Raw genomic sequence first — 19103 nt, forward strand, 5'->3', positions numbered from 1 at the left:
TTTATATGATGCGAGGTGCGTAGTGCCGGAACTGGATTCGCTGGTTGGAGTGCTCAAGGCGGCGGGGGAAAATACCCGGCTGCGGCTGCTCGCGCTTCTGGCCGAGGGCGAGCTTTCGGTCAAGGACCTTACGGAAATCCTCGGGCAGAGCCAACCGCGCGTATCGCGGCACTTGAAGCTTTTGGCCGATGCCGGGCTCGTGGCGCGCAATGCGGAGGGGGCCTGGGCCTATTACGCGTTGGCCGATGAAGGCGCGGCGGCGGAACTGGCGCTCTGGCTCGTGGCGCATCTGGACACCAACGATCCAGACCGCGTGCGCGACCGGGAGCGGCTCGACTGGGTGCGCAATGCCCAGCAGGAGCAGGCGGCCAATTACTTCGCCAAGATCGCCGACAGCTGGGATGCGCAGCGCAATCTCCACGTGCCGGAATCGGCGGTTGAGGCGGCGATCCTCAAGGTGATCGGGCAGCGCAGGGTGGATACGCTGCTGGACCTGGGCACCGGCACCGGGCGCATGCTCGAGCTGCTGGCCGAGCATTACCGGCGCGGGCTGGGCGTCGATTCCAGCCGCGAGATGATCGCCATCGCGCGGGCGAAGCTGGTGGCGGCCGGCATCAATCATGCACAGGTGCGGTTGGGCGACATCGCCAATCTCGATCCTTCGATTGGGCAGGCGGACATGATCATCATCCACCAAGTGCTGCATTATTTCGACGATCCCGGCCGCATGCTGGCGGCGGCGCGGTCGGCGCTCAAGCCGGGCGGGGAGTTGCTGATCGTCGATTTCGCACCACATGAACTGGAATTCCTGCGGACTCACCATGCCCACCGCCGCCTCGGCCTCTCCGAGGCGCAGATGAGTGGCTGGGCCCGGGCGATCGGCATGAAGGTCGATGCATTGACGACCTTCCCCAACGGCAAAAACGACGAAGAAGGGCTGACGGTCTGCCTCTGGCGCCTGACGGCCGAACACGAGACGGAGACAGCATGAATATCCACGCGCGCGAGGCCCGGCCGAGCCGGCACCTTTCGGACATCGAGTCCAAGCTCCAGGTCTCCTTCGAGTTCTTCCCCCCCAAGACGGACGTGATGGAAGAACGCTTCTGGGACAGCATCGAGAAGCTGGCGCCGCTGGCGCCGCGCTTCGTGTCGGTGACCTATGGTGCCGGCGGCACGACCCGTGAGCGCACACTGCGCATGGTCTCGCAGATCAAGAAGCAGACCGGCGTGGATGCGGCGGCGCACCTGACCTGCGTGGGCGCTTCGCGCGACGAGGTCGATGCGGTGGTGCGCGGCTACAAGGAAGCCGGGATTTCGCGCATCGTAGCGCTGCGTGGCGATCCGCCGGAGGGCGTGGGTAAGCCGTTCGTGCCGCACCCGGAAGGATATCGGAACGCAGCGGAGCTCGTGGACGGTATCCGCCGGGTCGGGGATTTCGATATTTCCGTCGCGGCCTATCCCGAAAAGCATCCGCAGAGCCCGGATTGGCAGGCCGATATCGACAACCTCAAGCGCAAGCTCGATGCCGGTGCGACGCGCGCCATTACGCAGATGTTCTTCGATAACGACGACTACCTGCGCTATGTCGAGCGCGTGCGGGCGGCGGGTATCGATGCTCCGATCGTGCCGGGCATCCAGCCGATCCACAGCTTCAAGCAGATTTCAGGCTTCGCCGCCCGATGCGGCGCTTCGATCCCCGATTGGGTGGCGGCGCGCTTCGAGGGGCTGGAGGAAGATCCCGAGACGCATGCGCTGGTGGCGTCAGCCGTGGCGGCCGAGCAGGTGATCGAGCTGCTGGACGAGGGCGTGACGGAGTTTCACTTCTATACGCTCAACAGGTCGAACCTGGTGCTGGCGCTGGCGAGGCTGCTGGGGCGGCGGCCGAGTTAGGGGGCTTACCCCCACCCCTGTCCCCTCCCCGCAAGGGGGAGGGAGATCTGCTGGCGAACGTTGGGAGTGCTCTGTAGTTCACCCCACAACGGAACTCCCCGGCCGCAGAGCCGGGGCCCATGGATGTCTCCACTCGGGTGGAGGGGTGCAATAGGCCCCGGATCAAGTCCGGGGGAGTGCAGTGGTGGTGGCGGGTGCGGGTGGACGTGGGCACGCGCCGGCCAACTGCTGCCCGACATCCAGACTACTCCTGTTCCCTCTCCCCGTGAGGGGAGAGGGCGTGGTGCCTGCCTCGTGCCTCGGGGGCAGTGAGGGTGAATGAGGCGCGGCACCACGAGTTCAGGCGGCCGGGGGCCATTGCCATTGCCGGAGCGGGGGAGGCTTGGCGTTGGCGGGGTGGGCTTCGAATTCGGCCTGCGACATGCCGTAGATGCAGCGATAGCCGTCGCTGGTGATGGCGTAGGCCGTGGGCGCGTCGGCCACCCGTTGGGCCAAGCCCAGGCTGCACAGCCGTTCGAGGGCCGGGCGGCCGAAGCCGATCACCGTCTGCGTGCCGAGTTCGAGGCTTTCGACCTGCGCAAGCTTGCCCAGGGCCGTGCGCTCGAACGCATCGAGCCGGCGCGGGGTCATGGCACCAGCGCAGGCAACGCCGCTTCGAGCCGGGCCTTGTCCTCGATGGACCGCAGGCGCACCGTCATGCTGGTCGTGACGATGGGGGTCTGCATGGGCAGGTTGTAGTCCAGGCCCGGCAGCGTGTTGCTGGCCCAGGACTTGAAGCGCTTGATCTTGTGCGGGCCGACGATGGGAACGACCAAACCGTACTTGTAAGTCATCTACTTCCTCTTCGGGTTGGAGATGTCGGCGATGGAGGTCGCGGCCGCGACCTTCTTCTTGTCCTGCTTGGGTTTCTTCTTTTCGCGGTTCTTCTTAGCCATAGTAATTTCCTCCGTACCCCGGAGTTTTCCGGAGCGCGTTGAGACATGACGAGCCGATGCTCAAGAAGAGCAAAAGGCTTGGCGGATGTGGGGAAATGAGTTTTCCTGGCCCGATTCTTGCCCGGCGGGCAGGTAATCGAACCAGGTCAGCGGCTAATCTGGGAGCGCAACGTTCTCATGCGCCTATGATTGGACAATAAACTGTTTCCGTCAAGGGCGCGGGAATAGGAGGAAATGGTGTGGGCGTGCCTTGTGCTGGGTGTGCGGGGCAGGGCACCCTAGGGCCAAGCCGGTTCGTCGCAAGGCCGCCGCGCGGTGAAACACAAGAACACGAGGAAGCACCGTTGAAACTCGAAACGCTCGCCCTTCATCACGGCTACAAGCCCGAACCGACTACGCGTTCGGCCGCCGTCCCGATCTACCAGACCACGTCCTATACGTTCGATGACACCCAGCATGGTGCCGACCTTTTCGACCTCAAGGTGGCCGGCAATATCTATACCCGCATCATGAACCCGACGACCGCCGTGCTCGAGCAGCGCGTGGCGGAAATGGAGGGCGGCATCGGCGGGCTGGCCGTGGCCTCGGGCATGTCGGCCATTACCTATGCGATCCAGGCGATTGCGGGCGTGGGCGATAACATCGTCTCGATCAGCCAGCTCTATGGCGGCACCTATAACCTCTTCATGCACACCTTCCCCCGCCAGGGGCTGGAAGTACGGCTGGCGGCGTCGGACGACTTCGATGCCATCGACAAGCTGATCGATGGGCGCACCAAGGCGGTGTTCTGCGAATCCATCGGCAACCCGGCCGGCAATGTCGTGGATATCGCGCGCCTCGCAGAGATCGCGCACAAGCATGGCGTGCCGCTGATCGTCGATAACACCGTGGCCACCCCCTATCTCTGCCGGCCGTTCGATTTCGGCGCCGATATTGTCGTGCATGCGCTCACCAAGTATATCGGCGGGCACGGCAATTCGATCGGCGGCATCATCATCGACTCGGGCAAGTTCGACTGGGTCAAGAACAAGGAGCGCTTCCCGCTCCTCAACGAGCCCGATCCGTCCTACCACGGCGTCGTCTATACCGAGGCGCTTGGGCCGGCAGCCTATATCGGCCGTTGCCGCGTGGTGCCGCTGCGCAATACCGGCGCGGCGCTTTCCCCGCACAGCGCGTTCCTGTTCCTGATGGGGCTGGAGACGCTGGGCCTGCGCATGGAGCGGCATTGCGAGAACGCGCTGGCCGTGGCCAAGCATCTCGAAGCGCATCCCAAGGTCAAGTGGGTGAACTACGCGGCGCTGCCGTCGAGCAAGTACAACGCCACGGCCAGGAAGATCACCAAGGGCCAGGCCTCGGGCATCATCAGCTTCGGCATCGAAGGCGGGCGCGAGGCGGGCGGCCGGTTCATCGACGGGCTGCAGATGATCCTGCGGCTGGTCAATATCGGCGACGCCAAATCGCTGGCCTGCCACCCGGCGACGACGACGCACCGGCAGCTGAACCCGGAAGAGCTGGCCCGGGCCGGAGTGTCGGAGGATCTGGTGCGCATCTCGGTGGGTATCGAGCATATCGACGATATCATCGCTGATATCGATCAGGCGCTGGCGCAGGTTTGAGGTAGTTGGGTGGGGGACGAGTTTCGCCCCCACCCTCGATCTCTCGCCGCAAGGGGAGGGAAGCTATGGAACTCAGTTCGATAGTTGCGAGATGCCGAAGTCTGTGGGGCGGAGGACCAGATCGCGCAGGGAGTGGGCGTCCAGTTCGGCGAGGAAGGCGTGGAGGGCGCTGCCGAGGATGCCCTTGAGGCGGCAATTGGGGGTGATGCGGCAGGCGTTGCTGGAGCCGAAACACTCGACGACTGCGAAGTCGGGTTCGGTGGCGCGGACGATATCGCCGAGGCGGATCGAGTCGATTGAGCGGGTGAGCGACAGGCCGCCCGAGCGACCGCGCACGGCCTTGAGGAAGCCGCTGCGGGTGAGGAGATTGGCGACCTTCATAAGGTGCGAGCGGGAGATGCCGAAGGTCTGGGCGACCTCCTCGATCGTCACGAGGCGCTCCTCGTGGCTGGCCGCGAACATCATCAGGCGCAGGGAATAATCCGAAAAGACGGTCAGGCGCATGGTGATGGTTCCGAGAAGCCGGGGCGGCTAGGCTTCCGCATCTCCCAGATATGCGGCGTCAATGGGGAGAGGCGGGATGGAAAGCGTGTCTTCTCCACGATGGAACGCTACCGCCATCCTGAAGGAGCGGGCGATCCTATAGGCGAAGGACAGGAAGAGTTCAGCAGATTCATCGTCGCACTCTTCGAGCACCGTGGTGCGGAAGAGGGTGAGCCAGCGATCGAAATGCAGGTCGGAGAGTTCGGGGATGCGCAGGTGCGCGGGCAGGGGGCGGCCTTCGTAACGCTCGGTGCGCAGGAGGATCGAGGACCAGAAATCGCACATGCGGGCGAGATGGTGCGGCCAGGCGTCATCGGCGATGCGGGCCTCGAAGACCGGTCCGAGATCAGTATCGGCACGGACGCGGCGATAGAAGCCGTGGACGACGCCGTGGATCATCGCCTCGTCAAGCGAGGGCGGGATGCGGTTGCCGCGAAGGGTGAGGGGCGTGCCGGGGCTGGCCGTCATGATGGGCTCCTAGCCGAGTGAGGCGATGGGGTCGGCGCCGAAAAGCATGGCGTGACCACCGGTAAGCAGGAAAAGCGTGAGCAGCGCGGCAATGATGGCGGCGATGAGCATAGGGGCGTCGACCGTCAGCCGGGCGCGGCCGGTGAGGATGGCGGCGAAGGGGATGATCGAGGTACCGCGCGAGGCCGAGGCCCATCCAGCGCCGAGGCGCCGCCGCGAGCGCTTTTCGCTGATCCAGATGCCGAAGGCAGAGAACAGCGCCAGGCCGCCGAACAGAATGAGCGAGCGCAGGTCGCCATTGGCGAGGACGTGGCTACCCGACCAGAGGAGAAAGCCCCAGAGGATGGGATGGCGCGTGACGCAGGTGATGGCGCCGGGCTGCACGTCGTTGCGGATCGAGACCGAGAGCGGATTGGGGCTCATGAGCCCGGCAAAGACCAGCCAGAGGGCGATGGGTGATAGCACGATGGGCGCGACGGCGTGCCAGGGCTGGAAATCCCAGAGCGGGATATAGTCGACGGTGAAGGCGGCCTGGAACACCCAGAGCAGGGTGGCGAGGGACACGACGGAATAGCCGATGAGATAGGTGCGGCGGCCGAAGGCGTTGACCAGCGAAGCGCGCAGGGGGCGGATCGCTGGGACCGAGTGCAGGAGGATGAAGGCGGCCAGGGCCAGGAGGAGGGAGGTCATGGGGTGTGGCCCGATTTGGGGGCGTTCTTTGACGAGGTGGGAGCGGGGGCTTTGTTGCCTGCCGGAGCTTTTCCATCTCCCCGATCTTTCTCACCTCGCCGATGTTCCTCACCGCCCCGATCTCCCCCGGGTGCAGAGCCGGGGCCTATGGGGCGCGCCACTCGCGTGGCATCATCCGTGGGTCCCGGGTCTTCGCCCGGGGAAGTAAGGGGGTGGGGCCGGGCGTGGGGGTGTGCTTCCGCTTCTGCTTCTGCTTGGCCCACATCGTCCACCTTGGGCCGATCCTCGTCGTAGATGATGCGTTCGGCGGAGCCGTCGAGGTCGTCGTATTGGCCGTTGCGGAGGGTCCAGAGGAAGACGACGAGGCCGATGAGGCCGAGGATGACCGAGATCGGGATGAGGTAGAGGAAGGTTTCCATCAGGACACCTGTACCGGCCGTGCGCGCCGGACGGCGGGCTTGAAACTGGGGGCGTGCCAGCCTAGGCGGAGCGCGTTGAGGACCACGACGATCGAGGAGGCCGACATGGCGATGGCGGCCCAGAACGGGGTGACGAGGCCCATGGCGGCGGCAGGCAGGGCGATGAGGTTATAGACGAGGGCGATCCAGAGGTTTTGCCGCACGAGATGGGCAGCATTGCGGGCGATGTCGAAGGCGTAGGGCACCGAGCGCAGGTCGGGGCGGAGGAAGACGAAATCGGCGGCGTTGCGGCCAATTTCGGCGGCTTCGGCGGGAGCCATCGAGACATGGGCGGCGGTGAGGGCGGCGGCGTCGTTGAGGCCGTCGCCGACCATGAGGACCTTGTGGCCGTCGCGCTGGAGGGCTTCGATGGTCTCGATCTTGTCGCGCGGCAGGGCGAGGGCGCGGTGGTCGGCGATGCCGAGTTCGCCGGCTATGGCCGAAACCTTGGCTTCGTTGTCGCCGGAGATGATCTGGACCGGAAGGCGCGCATGGCGGAGCATGGCGACGGCTTCGTTGGCGCCCGGAAGCAGGCGGTCGGCGAACTCGAAACGGGCGAGGATGTTGCCGTCGCGGGCCAGGATGGTGCCGCGCTCTTGGGCGCCCGGCGCCGCCCATTCGGCGCGGCCGAGGCGGTATTGGTGGCCGTCGCTATTGGCTTCGATGCCGTTGCCGGGGAATTCGGTGATTTCGGCGAGATCGGTGAGCAGAGGGGCGGAGGCGGCCATCTGCTCGAGGGCGCGCGAGGTGGGGTGGCTCGAGCGGCTGGCGAGGGTGCGGACCAGCGAAAGAGCGCCGGTTTCCTCGTTCGAGAGCTGGAGGGCGCCATAAGGGGCGGTCAGTGTGCCGGTCTTGTCGAAAACGACGCGGTCGATCTGGGCGAGGCGCTCGATGGAGGAGCCGTCCTTGACCATGATGCCGCGGTCGAACAGGCGGCGGGCGGCCACTGTCTGTACCATGGGCACGGCGAGGCCGAGGGCGCAGGGGCAGGTGATGATGAGGACGGCGATGGCGGTGGTAACGGCCTCGTGGAAATTGGCCGTGGACCAGTACCAGGCGAGGAAGACGGCCAGCGCCGAGATGTGGACCACCGGCGCATAGAGCGCGGCGGCCTTGTCGGCGATGGTGCGATAGGCGCCCTTGCCGGACTCGGCCGCCTCCATGAGGCGCATCATTTCCGAAAGCGTGGAATCATTGCCATTGGCAAGGGCGCGGGCCGTGAGCGAACCATGCAGGTTCAGCGCCCCCGCCTCGATCCGCATGCCCGGCGCCACGGTGACAGGCTCGCTCTCGCCGGTGATGAGGCTGCGGTCGACGTCGGAGCGGCCGTCGATGATCTCCATATCCACCGGAATGCGGTCGCCGGGCCGCACGAGAATTCTCGCCCCCGCCTCCACCTCCGCGATCGGCAGATAGGTGGTCGTGCCATCGTCGTTGAGGGTCAGCGCCCCGCGCGGCGCGATCTTGGCGAGGCCGAGGACGGCATTGCGGGCGCGGTTGCGCATGACGTGGTCGAGGGTGCGCCCGATGAGGAGGAAGAGGATCAGCGAGGCCACGGCGTCGAAATAGACCTGATGACCGTTGGTAACGGTGTCGTAGAGGCTGAGGCCAAAGGCTAGGAAGATGCCGATGGTGATCGGTACGTCCATATTGGTGCGCCGGTGCCGGATGGCGTTCCAGGCGGATTCGTAGAAGACGCGGCCGGAATAGAGCAGGGCCGGCAGCGTCAGCCCCGCACAGAACCAGTGCAGCAGGCCGCGTGTCGGGCCATCGGCGCCGGACCAGACCGAGCCCGAAAGCATCATGATGTTCATCGAGCAGAAGGCGGCGACGGCGAGGGCACGGATGAGGCCGGAGAGACGTTCGTCCTTGGCGGCGTCGCCGGCTTCGTAGATATGGGCGCGATAGCCGAGATCGGCGATGGTGCGCGAGAAGTCGGGCGGCTCGGCGGCATCCTTCCAGCGGATGGCGGCGCGGCGGGCCGAGAGATTGACGCGCACGTCATGGACGCCATCAAGGCGGGAGACTGCCTTCTCGATGGCGTTGACGCAGGCCCCGCAATGGATGTCGGGGACCGACAGGTCCGTCTGGCGCAAGCCACCGCCGATGTCGCGGCTGGCGAGCCTGATTTCATCGGGGGATGGGCCGGCCTTGATGGGGCCGGCGGCAGCCTCGACGAAATCCGGCGGTGGCATGCAGCAGGTCATGGCCGGGTCACCCGATGACCGTGCGATAGGCATGCCAGGTGGCATGGCCGAGCAGCGGGAAGAGGATGATGAAGCCGAGGAAGCCGGTGGCGACGCCGACTATGGTCAGCAGCAGCACGATGGCGCCCCAGACCAGCATGGCCGGCAGGTTGTTCCAGACATAGGAAGCGCTGGTGCCCATGGCGGTGAAGGCGTCTTCCTGCTTGTCGAGGACCAGCGGGATCGAGAGGACGCTGACCGCAAAGGCGAGGGCCGCGAAGAGCCCGCCCACCAGCGTGCCGACCGCCAGCAATGCCAGGCCGCGCGGCGTGCCGAGCAGCATAGGCAGGAGCTGGTCGAGACCGGGGAAGGGGAGCCAGCCGAAGAACACCGCATAGAGCAGCACCGCCGCCCGCAGCCAGAGCAGCATGATCATCATCAGCACGCCGCCGACGAAGAACAGGTGTTGCACCCCGGCCTTGGGGAAGAGCATGTTCCAGAGCGTGACCTTTTCGCCCGCCTCGAGCCGGCGGCTCTTCTCATAGGTGCCGATGGCGAGCACCGGGCCGATGACGAGGAAGCCGGCCAGCGCCGGGAACAGCACGTTGTCCCAGCTGAACTCGAACATCGCCCAGATGACGAGCATCGAAAGGGCGGTGACGGCGAGGCCATAGACGAGGCTGGGGCCGGGCTTGGTCCACAGGTCCTTCCAGCCGAGAGCCAGCCAGGTGAAGGCCGAACTCAACGGCAGGTTGCGGCGATGGTCGACCTCACGCGGCAGCGGGGGAACCAGTTCGGGAAGGGAATGAGCTTTTGCCATTGTGGTTCTCGTGGGGTTCAGCAGGCTGCCTTGGCGGCCTGAAGGCCGCCGGCGGTGACGCATTCGGGCTGGGACTGGAAGGCGACGTAGACCAGGTGCCCGTTGGCGACGAAGAGCGCCAACACGGCCGCGGCCAGCACCATCAGCCAGGTCCGGCGTTTCCAGGAGGGAAACATGGCTGTCATTGTGCCTCCTTGCTGCGCAGGTCGAGCACGTAGAGGGCGAGGAGCTTGCGCTGGTAGTCGGAGAGGCGTCCTTCCCAGCTCGGCATGTGACCCTGGCGACCGGAATAGATCGTGGCGCGCACGGTGTCGAAATCGCCGCCATAGATCCAGAACTGGTCGGTGAGGTCGGCAGCGCCGCTATCGGGCAGGCCCTTGCCGTCGTCGCCGTGGCAGGACGAGCAATTGTCGGCGAAGATCTGCTTGCCCTCGGCCAGTGCCTCCGGCGTCATCTGCGCGGCCTTGGCCGGGTCGGAGAGGGTGAGCACGTAGTGGGCCACCTGATCGACCTGGGGCAGGGTGAGCATCTGGTCGCGGCCGAAAGCCAGCATCTGGCTGACGCGGGTATCGGGGTGTTGCGAGTTGATGCCGACGCGGATGGTCTCGGCGATGGTCTCGGGATCGCTGCCCCAGAGGGTCGGCGCCTGGGCGATATTGGGATAACCGGGATTGCCCTGGGCGTTGAGGCCATGGCAGGCGGCGCAATTGTCGCCGAAGAGCGTCTTGCCGCCGACGCGGACGAACTTCATCGCGTCCTCGTTGGCCAGGAGGTCCTCATAGCTGCCGGAGACGATGGTGTCGGTCCAACTGGCCTTGGCGTCGGTGGCTTCCACAATGCTTTCGGCCACGGCCTTGTGCTGGTCGGCGCCAAGCAGGCCACCGAAATAGCCCGAGACACCGGGCCAGCTCGGCATGAGGACGGTCCAGGCGATAGCGAAGGCGCTGGCGCCGATGAGGAAGGCCCAGACCGGTTTGGGCACCGGCGTATTGAGCTCCTTGATGCCATTCCATTCGTGCCCGGTGGTGATGTGTCCGGTTACCGGATCGCGTTCCTTCACGGACATGGCTTGTCCTCGCCTTCGGCGACCACCTGCTCGGCGGCGCTGTTGAAGCGTTTCCGGTTGCCGGGCCAATAAGCATAGACCACGACGCCGATGCTCAGGGCGATGAGGTAGAAGAGCCCGAGCGACTTGGACATTCCGACCAGGATGTCATGCAACTCCATCATTCGACCTCCGCGACTTGGGGTTGGAAGGCGGCATCAGTCAGCGTGCCGAGGGACTGGAGATAGGCGACGAGCGCATCCATCTCGGTGACTGCGCCCGGCTCGCCATCGAAGGTTCTGACGTTCGTGGCTTCGCCGTAGCGAGCGGTGACGTTGGCGGCTTCCGGGCTATCCGGGTTGGCCTGCGCATAGGCGTCGATGGCGGCGTTGGCGATCATCTCGTCGGTATAGGGCACGCCGACCGTGCGGAGTGCCGCCAGGTGCTCGCCCAGGTCGTCGATCTTGGCCTTGTCGCGCAGCAGCCAGCGATAGGCGGGCATGACGGATTCGGGCACGAGATCGCGCGGGTTGTTGAGGTGGGCGGTCTGCCAGGCATCGGAGTACTTGTTGCCGAGGCGAGCAAGGTCCGGGCCCGTACGCTTGGAGCCCCAGAGCATGGGGTGGTCGTACTGGCTTTCCACGGCGAGCGAATAGGGCCCGTAGCGGTCCACTTCATCGCGCAGCGTGCGGATCATCTGCGAATGGCAGGCATAGCAGCCTTCGCGGATATAGATGTTGCGTCCGGCGATCTCGAGCGGGGTCTGCACCCGCATGTCGGCCACCTTCTCCACCGTCTGGTTGATGGTGAAGAGCGGCGCGATCTCGATGAAGCCGCCGATCGAGGCCACGATGACGATGGCGACGACGAAGCCGATGGCGTTGCGTTCGAGGTTGTAGTGAAACTTGAACATTTGTGCCGTTACTCCCCTGCCTCGACCGCAAGAGCGGGCAGATCGGAGCCTTCTTCCTCGGCGGCCGGAGCCGGGCGGGTGATGGTGAGATAGACATTGACCAGGGCCAGCACGGCTCCGAGGAGGAAGAGGCCTCCGCCGACTGCGCGGGCGATGTAGTAGGGGTGCATGGCGACGAGGCTATCCACGAAGCTGTAGGCCAGGTCCCCGCTCTGGTCGTAGGTGCGCCACATCAGGCCCTGGATGACGCCCGAGTTCCACATCGCGAAGACGTAGACGACGGTGCCGGAGAGGGCGAGCCAGAAGTGGGCTTCCACCAGGCGCTTGGAATACATGCCGGGCTTCTTCCACATCCAGGGCACGAGCGCGTAGATCGAGCCGTAGGTGATCATCGCCACCCAGCCGAGCGCGCCGGCATGGACGTGGCCGATGGTCCAGTCCGTATAATGCGAGAGCGAGTTGACGGCACGGATGGCCATGAACGAGCCCTCGAAGGTGGAAAGGCCATAGAAGAACGCGGCCATGGCCATGAAGCGGAGCACCGCGTCGTCGCGCACCTTGTGCCAGGCGCCGTTGAGGGTCAGCAGCGCATTACCCGCCGAGGCCCAGGAGGGCACCAGCAGCACGACCGAGAAGGCCATGCCCAGGGTCTGCACCCAATGGGGGAGCGCGGTGAAATGCAGGTGGTGCGAGCCCGCCCACATATACATGAACGTGATGCCCCAGAAGCTGATGATCGAAAGCCGGTAGGAGAAGATCGGCCGGCCGGCGCGCTTGGGCAGATAGTAATACATCATGCCCAGGAACCCGGCGGTGAGGAAGAACGCCACCGCGTTGTGGCCGTACCACCATTGCGTCATGGCATCCTGCACGCCCGAGAACAGCGAATAGCTCTTGGCATGGGTGAGCGAGACCGGCACCGCCAGGTTGTTGACGATGTGGAGCAGCGCCACGACTAGGATGAAGGCCATGAAGTACCAGTTGGCCACGTAGATGTGGGGTTCCTTCCGGCGCATCAGGGTGCGGATATAGATGCTGAAATAGACGACCCAGACGACGACCAGCCAGATATCGGCATACCATTCGGGCTCGGCATATTCCTTCGATTGCGTCATGCCCATGAGGTAGCCGCTCGCCGCCACGAGGCAGAAGAGGTTGTAGCCGATGAGGACGAACCAGGGGCTCAACTGGTCGGGCAGTCGGGCGCGGGTAGTGCGCTGGAGCACGTGCAGCGAAGTGGCGATGAGCGCATTGCCGCCGAAACCGAAGATCACCCCGCTCGTATGCACCGGACGCAGGCGCCCGAAGCTAGCCCAGGCGGCGTCGAACGTCAGTTCCGGCCAGGCGAGGAGCGCGGCGACCCAAAGGCCCATGAACATGCCGATGACGCCCCAGATGAGCGTCAGGATGATGCCGACCTTGGTGGGCGTGTCGTAATATTCGGTCAGCCGGCTTGCCGGGGGCTCGGGGCCATCCAGGCCGCGCAGCACGAGGAAGGTCCCCGTACCCGCCAGCAGGGCCACCAGCCAGCCATGAACTCCCATCAGATCGTCGCGTCCGCCGATGGCCATGGCTAGGCCGACAGCGGTCAGCAGTCCAAGAAAGACTACCGCCAAACGACGCTCGTCCCGCGTCAACTCAGATATCATTGCAGCGCCTCAACAGCTTTTGCTCATCGACAGGGCCATAGGCCGAAGGTCGGGCGACCTCTTTGATCTAGATCAAGTCGCACGCAAAAGATGCATCAAAAATGTATCTTTTGGAGTGCGGCATTGTGGCTGGGGTGGCCGGGATTGGTGTCTGGGGCTTATCCCCACCCCTGTCCCCTCCCCGCAAGGGGGAGGGAGACCTGCTGGATCGGTCGTGCGGGAAGGAACAGGCGAGGTGAGGGGCGGGGGCTTTCTCACCAATTTTCCTGCACTTAAACGAAATCAAATTCGTTTGCCGCAGGCGGAGCCGGGGACTACGCTTTGCGTAATCAATGGCGCAGAGCGCCAGAGGCGATCCGATGTCTACGGCTGGTTTCCTCGATTATCTGCTGATGGGCCTGGCTATGGGGGCCTCGTGGGTGACCTATTACATCTTCCAGGTGCGACCCGAGCAGGCTGCCGCGCAGCGTGCGGCGGTCGGGCCCAAGGCGGCGGAGAAGGGGACCCAGGGTCCATTTGACGCAGTGCTGACGGCGGCGGGGGCGGACTCCTCGGTGGAGTTCCTGCAAGGGGCACGGATTGCCTATGAGCGGATCGTCAAGGCGTTCGACGAAGGCAGGGTCGAGAAAGAGTCGGCGCTGCTGGCCGACGATGTCTGGGAGGCTTTTGCGGGCGCGATCCGCGAGCGGGAGCGGGTCGGCATTCCCGTGGACATGGTGTTTGCCGGCGTAAAATCTGCCGAGATCGTTGACGCCTCGCTCGAAGGGAGCACAGCGCGGATCTCGGTGCGCTTTACCGGGCTATCGGCGCGAGCCGCCCGGAACGAACGGGGCGACGTGATCTTCACGGACCGCTCCAACGTCGTCGAGACGGTCGACATCTGGACGTTCCGCCGCCTCGTCTCGACGACGGACCCTAACTGGAAGCTGGTTGCCACCGAGGCAGAGCCGGCCGATTGAGTAACCAGGCATGAAGCTTCACACCGACATCTGCGCGATCCTCAAATGCCGCTACCCGATCGTGCTTGCCGGCATGGGCGGCGTGGCGCGGTTCGAGCTGGCTTCCGCGGTGACGCATGCCGGCGGCTTCGCCTTCATGGGGATGGTGCGCGAGCCGGAGGCGCTGATCCGCACCGAAGTGCAGCGGATGCGCAAGGCCGGGCACGAGCATTTCGGCATCAACGTCATTCCGGCGGCCACCGATCCGGCGCTGCTCGACCGGCAGATCGGGCTCTGCATCGACCTGGGCGTGCCGGTCGTCGGGCTCTTCTGGGAGATCGACCGGCGCGTAGTCGAGCGGCTCCGCAAGGCCGGGGTAATGGTCACCCATCAGGTCGGCTCGGCCGAGGAGGCGATCGAGGTAGAGGATGCCGGGGCGCAGATCATCATCGCACAGGGCGTCGAGGCTGGTGGGCATGTGCGCGGCAACGAGCCGCTAGGGCAATTACTGCCCAAAGTGGTCGAGGCCGTGTCGGTGCCGGTGCTGGCGGCAGGAGGGATCGCGCGCGGCGCCGATATCGTGACGGCGCTGGCGCTTGGGGCGCAGGGGGTCGTGCTCGGCACGGCCCTCATGGCCACGCGCGAGGCCTTTGCACACGACTATCACAAGGAAAGACTGGTCGCGGCGAATGGCGGCGATACGCGGCTGACGGCCGATTTCCACGTCAACTGGCCAGCCGGGGCCAAGGTGCGGGTGCTTGGTAACAGCGTCACCAGCGGCAGGCACGGCTCGCCCTTTTCAAGCGCGCGTATCGTGATCGGGCACGAAGACGAGCGACCGATCTATCGGTTCAGCACAGATTCCCCGCTCAAGGGCATGAGTGGGCAGTTCGAGGAAATGGCACTCTATGCGGGCACCGGAGTGGGCGAGATTTCCGATATTCCGAGCGCCGGGGAGCGCATGCGCCGGCTCGTTGCCGAAGCGAGCGACTGGCTGGGAGCGTCGACGCCGGGCACGGCGGAATCGAGTTCGCCCGTCTGTTATGCCGGGGAGATCCACGGGGTCTATCTCGGCTATATCGAAGGCGATGAGCTGCAATCCGAGCTTGCGGCGGTTGCCGGGCAGTGTGGCGCATTGCTGCGCGCCTATCAGAGGGGCAGGCGTGCCGATGGCCTGCCGCCCTTCGACATCCGCACGCTCTACTATGCGCGGGCCTATCTGGCGCTGACCGGATGGCTCAAGGGCAGGCAACCCGTCGCGGCACCGGTATTGGCCGGCGAGTCGGCCGAATTGGCCGTGGAGCGACTGGAGGAGGGTTTGGCCCTGCGACTTGGGGCGCTCAATCCCCGGGTCGGCGAAGATGGCCTGCGCAGCCTACTCAGCGGGCTGTTGGCCTCGATACAGGTCAACCGTCGCGCGCGAAACGGGGCTAAGCCACTCTGGCACTGGGAAGCGACGAGCTGACCAGGAAGCCCTGCCGCATGCGGTCGATCAGCGCCGGCTCGGTGAGGGTCGAATAGACCATATGCACCGAGTAGGAGAATTGCGGGGCGGTCTCCACGATGTGCAGGCGGTCGGCCTCGAGATAGGGCGCGACCGCGCTCAGCCGGAAATAGCCGGTGCCGCCGACGCGGGTGAGATAGAGTAGGGCCAGCGGGCCGTGCGAAATCTGCACTGCGGGACTGCCGAGCTGCGGGAAGGCCGCCTGATGGCTCGAATGGAAGAGCGGGCCCCAATCGACATGCACGTAGTCGTCGCCGAGCTCGGGATTGGGTGCGGTCGAGGTGGTGACCATGACCAGCTTTTCCTCGGTCAGCAGTTCGACCACGGCATTGCCGCCCTGTGGCGGCGGGTCGTAGAGCACGGCCAGGTCGAGTGAGCCGTCATGAATGCGATCCAGCAGGCGCGAGGGGATATCGACATCGGCTCGTAGCGCGATCTCGGGCGCCTGATGTTTCATCCAGACCAGCCAATCGGAGAGAAAAGGATTCCAGAGGCTCATTTCGGCGCCGACGCTGGCAACGTCGGTGCGCCCTTCAGGGAGGCCGACCTGGTGGCGGGCGCGATCCCAGACCTGGAGGAAGGTGATGGCGTGGCGCATGAAGCGCTCGCCGGCCGGCGTAAGGCGGGCGCCGGATTTGTTGCGGATGAAAAGGCGGCGGCCGAGCTGGTCCTCAAGTGTGCGGACGCGAGCGCTCACGGCCGTCTGCGTGATGTTGAGTCGGCTCGCGGCCGCCACGAAGCTTCCACTCTGGGCAATTTCGAGAAAAGTGCGGGCGAGGGCGACGTCCATGCGATTGCCTCAGGATTTTTGCGCTCAAGCACGATAACAGTCGCAAAGCTGCCGATGAAGGGTGTGGCGCCAAGAAATCGTTCAGCTATCGTTCAGGTCGACTCAGCCAAGCTGCTGATCGATGGCAACACAAAATGGCCATCAAAGTCGGCTCCCCTGCGGACGAGGGGAGGATGGTTAACGAGGACTGGAATGATGCTGAATTCGCGCGTTACCTGGGGTCTGGCATGGGCCGGGTTGGCCCTTGTGGTCGCGGTTCCATCAGCGGACATGGTTGCCGCCCAGTTTTCATCCAGGCAGGCGATGGTGGTAGACGAAGTTCCGGCCAAGCAGAAGCCTGCCGTCGAACAGGTGGCGTTGATCGCCCCCATCCCTGCCAATCGTCCGGCGAACCGTGACCAGGTGGCTGCTGCCAAGCCCGCCGCTCCCGTGGTGACGACCACCGCGGCCGGCAACGACATCGTCGATCGCTTCGTTTCGACCGGCAAGAAGCTGCCGTCCTATATTTCGGGTGGCGATACGGCAGCGGTGGAAACGCCGGCGCCGGCCAAGCCCGTCGTGCAGCAGCCGGCGAGCCAGGTGGCTGCCGCCAATCCCGACAAACCCGTGACCTGGGGCGAATCCAAGTGGGCGACGCCGGGTGGCAAGGATCCGCTGGCGACTGCAGCGACCAAGCCTGCCGTCACGACGCCCGCGCCGCAGGAAACGGTCACCGACGTGGCCGCGCTCAGCCCGCAGCCCGAGCTGATCGCGCCGATCCCGATGCCGGCTTCGATGCGGCCGAAGTCGCGTGCGGTTGCCGTGACGCAGCCTAATCCGGGCATCGATCCGCAGACCGTGGCGAGCTTCAACAATACTGACCGCGTGACGGCCCGCGACCTCCAGGATTGGGAATCCGGCCCGCTTTCGGACTTCCTGGCCCAGCGCCAGGCCGGCAAGCGCATGGCCCAGCAGCCGCAGCGTCGGCAGCAATTTGATCCGCGGGCGGACGGCGACTATGTCGAGTACAATGCCGGCGGCACCGAATATCTGGGGCCGGTCAATACGGGCCCGCTCTTCTTCTGGAACTGACCTGACGCCGGTTGAGCCGGCCTGGAGCCTGCCATGCAAAATTGCATGTGCCACACCGCTTTTCATTTCCAGCCGTGCGGCTATGCTCCGCGCGCTTTGGAGATGGTCGTGTCGATCTGGCAGCGCATTGCAACGACGGTGGGTTCCTTCTCGCAACGGACAGGCGTTGCGGGCTCGCTGGCCAACGCGCTCGATCCCGACAACTGGCTGCCCGGTGGGCGCGAAGCCGCCTTCACGCTGGCGCTGATCGCGCTCTCGGCCAAGATGGCCGTGGCCGATGGCGTTGTGACGGCGTCTGAGATCCGGGCGTTCTACCGCACGGTCGAAGTGCCTGAGGGGCAGGAGGCGCAGGTCGAGACGCTGTTCGACATGGCCAAGCAGGATGTCGCCGGCTATGAGGCCTATGCCCGCAAGATCGGGCGGTTCTTCTTCGACCAGCCGGAAATGCTCGAGCATGTGCTCGACGGTTTGTTCGTCATCGCCTCGGCGGACGGGCTGCTGCACGAGGCCGAGCTCGACTACCTCAAGTCGGTGAGCGACATCTTCGGGTTCGACGATGCCCGCTTCGAGCAATTGGCTGCCCAGCATGTGCTGCTCTTCGATGACGGCACCGACCCCTATATGGTGCTGGGCCTGGCGCCGGGCGCGAGCAAGGATGAAGTGCGCAAGGTCTACCGGCAATTGGTGGCCGAGCATCATCCGGACCGGCTGATCGCCAAGGGCGTGCCCGAGGAAATGATCGGCGTGGCGACGCGACGCATGGCCGCGATCAACCAGGCTTACGCACAGATCACCAAGCAGGCTGCTTGACGCACCGGGCATCGCGCCCCTACATCCGCTTGCCAGTTGACCGGGTGGCCGCTCCGCGCAAGCGGGGAGGAAAGTCCGGGCTCCATCGAAACACGGTGCCGGATAACGTCCGGCGGGGGCGACCCCAGGGAAAGTGCCACAGAAAGCAAACTACCCCGGCTTCGGCCGGGGAAAAGGTGAAAGGGTGCGGTAAGAGCGCACCGCGGACCCCGCAAGGGGGACGGCATGGTAAACCCCACCGGGAGCAAGACCAAATAGGGATGACGCGGGCTTTGCCCAGCCTGTTTCGAGGCCTGATCATCCGGGTTGGTTGCTAGAGGGGTGCGGCAACGCACTTCCCAGAGGAATGGCCGCCACGCGGGGGCAACCCCGCCTTACAGAACCCGGCTTATAGGTCAACTGGCATTTCTATTTGCGCGAGGAGACGGCCTCTTCAAGTATCCGGCGGATGAAGCGTTGGTAGGGGATGCCTTCACGCTGAGCCCGCGCCTTGACGGCATCAAGCAGTTGCCGCGGAACGCGCATGCTGATGTTGGCGTCCTTGGACTTGAACTCATAGCGAACCGGCTGCCCGCCGCTCAGGTCGTACTGGGTCAGGTCGGCATTCTCGACGAAATCCTCGGCTTCCGCGTCACTTCGGAAGCCGGGAAGTGGCTGCTTGCTGTCGCTCATAGTGCCGAATCTCCTTCTCATGCATGTACCGTGCACTGATGGGTCGGATATGCAGGGCGCCGCCAATGTCTCGGATCGTATAGACGACGAAGACGTGGCGGCCCG

At 65.1% G+C, this 19103-nt stretch carries 21 protein-coding genes, 1 other RNA gene and 1 pseudogene; 8 read left to right on the forward strand and 15 right to left on the reverse strand.

The annotated features are described in order from the left end of the window. The first annotated feature begins 22 nt into the window (after window positions 1–22). Complete coding sequence (locus JNE37_RS15080) at window positions 23–991, forward strand: ArsR/SmtB family transcription factor (protein WP_035030316.1); 969 nt, start codon at window positions 23–25, stop codon at window positions 989–991. Further along, a complete protein-coding gene (gene metF / locus JNE37_RS15085) occupies window positions 988–1890 on the forward strand; it encodes a methylenetetrahydrofolate reductase [NAD(P)H] (protein WP_203063590.1) in 903 nt (300 codons plus the stop codon). The genes JNE37_RS15080 and metF overlap by 4 nt, the downstream gene beginning before the upstream one ends. Before the next feature lie 339 nt (window positions 1891–2229). Here metF and JNE37_RS15090 read toward each other — a convergent pair whose 3' ends face one another. Next, on the reverse strand, window positions 2230–2520 hold the full coding sequence (locus tag JNE37_RS15090; RefSeq protein ID WP_035030313.1) for a hypothetical protein: 291 nt from the start codon (window positions 2518–2520) through the stop codon (window positions 2230–2232). Next, entirely contained in the window at window positions 2517–2723 is a 207-nt protein-coding gene (locus tag JNE37_RS15095; protein WP_203063591.1) for a hypothetical protein, read from the reverse strand. The genes JNE37_RS15090 and JNE37_RS15095 overlap by 4 nt, the downstream gene beginning before the upstream one ends. Window positions 2724–3169: 446 nt before the next feature. On the opposite strand from JNE37_RS15095, the gene JNE37_RS15100 reads away from it, so the two are divergent. Then, window positions 3170–4441 carry an O-acetylhomoserine aminocarboxypropyltransferase/cysteine synthase family protein gene (locus tag JNE37_RS15100; protein WP_203063593.1) on the forward strand — a complete coding sequence of 424 codons (1272 nt, stop codon included), beginning with the start codon at window positions 3170–3172 and terminating at the stop codon, window positions 4439–4441. Window positions 4442–4513: 72 nt separating this feature from the next. Here the strand turns inward: JNE37_RS15100 and JNE37_RS15105 are convergent, their stop codons facing one another. The 11 genes and pseudogenes from JNE37_RS15105 to ccoN form a co-directional block, all read right to left on the reverse strand. Further along, window positions 4514–4945 carry an Rrf2 family transcriptional regulator gene (locus JNE37_RS15105; RefSeq protein ID WP_203063595.1) on the reverse strand — a complete coding sequence of 144 codons (432 nt, stop codon included), beginning with the start codon at window positions 4943–4945 and terminating at the stop codon, window positions 4514–4516. Between the two features lie 27 nt (window positions 4946–4972). Next, window positions 4973–5452, reverse strand: coding sequence for a group III truncated hemoglobin (locus tag JNE37_RS15110; RefSeq protein ID WP_203063597.1), 480 nt, complete (start codon window positions 5450–5452; stop codon window positions 4973–4975). Window positions 5453–5461: 9 nt separating this feature from the next. Beyond that, on the reverse strand, window positions 5462–6142 hold the full coding sequence (locus tag JNE37_RS15115; protein WP_203063599.1) for an NnrU family protein: 681 nt from the start codon (window positions 6140–6142) through the stop codon (window positions 5462–5464). 281 nt (window positions 6143–6423) lie between these two features. After that, a pseudogene (gene ccoS / locus JNE37_RS22665) lies at window positions 6424–6561 on the reverse strand (cbb3-type cytochrome oxidase assembly protein CcoS); the annotation flags it as partial. After that, complete coding sequence (locus JNE37_RS15125) at window positions 6561–8840, reverse strand: heavy metal translocating P-type ATPase (protein ID WP_203063603.1); 2280 nt, start codon at window positions 8838–8840, stop codon at window positions 6561–6563. The gene JNE37_RS15125 and the pseudogene ccoS, both read right to left, overlap by 1 nt. Further along, window positions 8815–9606, reverse strand: a complete 792-nt coding sequence (locus tag JNE37_RS15130; protein ID WP_203063605.1) for a DUF2189 domain-containing protein — start codon at window positions 9604–9606, stop codon at window positions 8815–8817. The genes JNE37_RS15125 and JNE37_RS15130 overlap by 26 nt, the downstream gene beginning before the upstream one ends. A 17-nt stretch (window positions 9607–9623) precedes the next feature. Further along, on the reverse strand, window positions 9624–9791 hold the full coding sequence (locus JNE37_RS15135) for a hypothetical protein (protein ID WP_197030175.1): 168 nt from the start codon (window positions 9789–9791) through the stop codon (window positions 9624–9626). Continuing rightward, window positions 9788–10672, reverse strand: coding sequence for a cytochrome-c oxidase, cbb3-type subunit III (ccoP, locus tag JNE37_RS15140; protein ID WP_203063607.1), 885 nt, complete (start codon window positions 10670–10672; stop codon window positions 9788–9790). The genes JNE37_RS15135 and ccoP overlap by 4 nt, the downstream gene beginning before the upstream one ends. Then, window positions 10663–10836: a cbb3-type cytochrome c oxidase subunit 3 gene (locus JNE37_RS15145; RefSeq protein WP_081899583.1), complete on the reverse strand. Its 174-nt coding sequence runs from the start codon at window positions 10834–10836 to the stop codon at window positions 10663–10665. Before JNE37_RS15145 ends, ccoP begins: the two co-directional genes overlap by 10 nt. Beyond that, on the reverse strand, window positions 10833–11564 hold the full coding sequence (ccoO, locus tag JNE37_RS15150; RefSeq protein ID WP_203063609.1) for a cytochrome-c oxidase, cbb3-type subunit II: 732 nt from the start codon (window positions 11562–11564) through the stop codon (window positions 10833–10835). Before ccoO ends, JNE37_RS15145 begins: the two co-directional genes overlap by 4 nt. Before the next feature lie 8 nt (window positions 11565–11572). Then, the gene (gene ccoN / locus JNE37_RS15155; protein WP_203063611.1) at window positions 11573–13213 is read right to left on the reverse strand and encodes a cytochrome-c oxidase, cbb3-type subunit I; all 1641 of its coding nucleotides are present in this window, start codon (window positions 13211–13213) and stop codon (window positions 11573–11575) included. A 359-nt stretch (window positions 13214–13572) separates the two neighbouring features. On the opposite strand from ccoN, the gene JNE37_RS15160 reads away from it, so the two are divergent. Beyond that, window positions 13573–14172 (forward strand): Tim44/TimA family putative adaptor protein, encoded by a 600-nt coding sequence (locus JNE37_RS15160; protein WP_203063613.1) that lies wholly within the window; start codon window positions 13573–13575, stop codon window positions 14170–14172. A 10-nt stretch (window positions 14173–14182) separates the two neighbouring features. Further along, window positions 14183–15616 carry an NAD(P)H-dependent flavin oxidoreductase gene (locus tag JNE37_RS15165; RefSeq protein ID WP_203063615.1) on the forward strand — a complete coding sequence of 478 codons (1434 nt, stop codon included), beginning with the start codon at window positions 14183–14185 and terminating at the stop codon, window positions 15614–15616. On the opposite strand, the gene JNE37_RS15170 is transcribed toward JNE37_RS15165, so the two are convergent. Further along, window positions 15582–16445 carry a LysR family transcriptional regulator gene (locus tag JNE37_RS15170; protein WP_035030277.1) on the reverse strand — a complete coding sequence of 288 codons (864 nt, stop codon included), beginning with the start codon at window positions 16443–16445 and terminating at the stop codon, window positions 15582–15584. The genes JNE37_RS15165 and JNE37_RS15170 overlap by 35 nt on opposite strands. A gap of 192 nt (window positions 16446–16637) precedes the next feature. Between JNE37_RS15170 and JNE37_RS15175 the strand changes: the two genes are divergently transcribed. The 3 genes from JNE37_RS15175 to rnpB all read left to right on the forward strand — a co-directional run bounded on the left by JNE37_RS15175 (window position 16638) and on the right by rnpB (window position 18733). Beyond that, window positions 16638–17516, forward strand: coding sequence for a hypothetical protein (locus tag JNE37_RS15175; RefSeq protein ID WP_203063616.1), 879 nt, complete (start codon window positions 16638–16640; stop codon window positions 17514–17516). A 108-nt stretch (window positions 17517–17624) separates the two neighbouring features. Continuing rightward, window positions 17625–18326 (forward strand): TerB family tellurite resistance protein, encoded by a 702-nt coding sequence (locus tag JNE37_RS15180; RefSeq protein ID WP_035030576.1) that lies wholly within the window; start codon window positions 17625–17627, stop codon window positions 18324–18326. Between the two features lie 32 nt (window positions 18327–18358). Next, window positions 18359–18733: RNase P RNA component class A (gene rnpB, locus JNE37_RS15185), an RNA gene on the forward strand. A gap of 1 nt (window position 18734) precedes the next feature. Here rnpB and JNE37_RS15190 read toward each other — a convergent pair. Further along, window positions 18735–18998 carry a CopG family antitoxin gene (locus tag JNE37_RS15190; protein WP_203063617.1) on the reverse strand — a complete coding sequence of 88 codons (264 nt, stop codon included), beginning with the start codon at window positions 18996–18998 and terminating at the stop codon, window positions 18735–18737. Between the last annotated feature and the right edge of the window lie 105 nt (window positions 18999–19103).

The organism is Paradevosia shaoguanensis, from assembly GCF_016801025.1.
In the GTDB taxonomy this organism is placed as follows: domain Bacteria; phylum Pseudomonadota; class Alphaproteobacteria; order Rhizobiales; family Devosiaceae; genus Paradevosia; species Paradevosia shaoguanensis.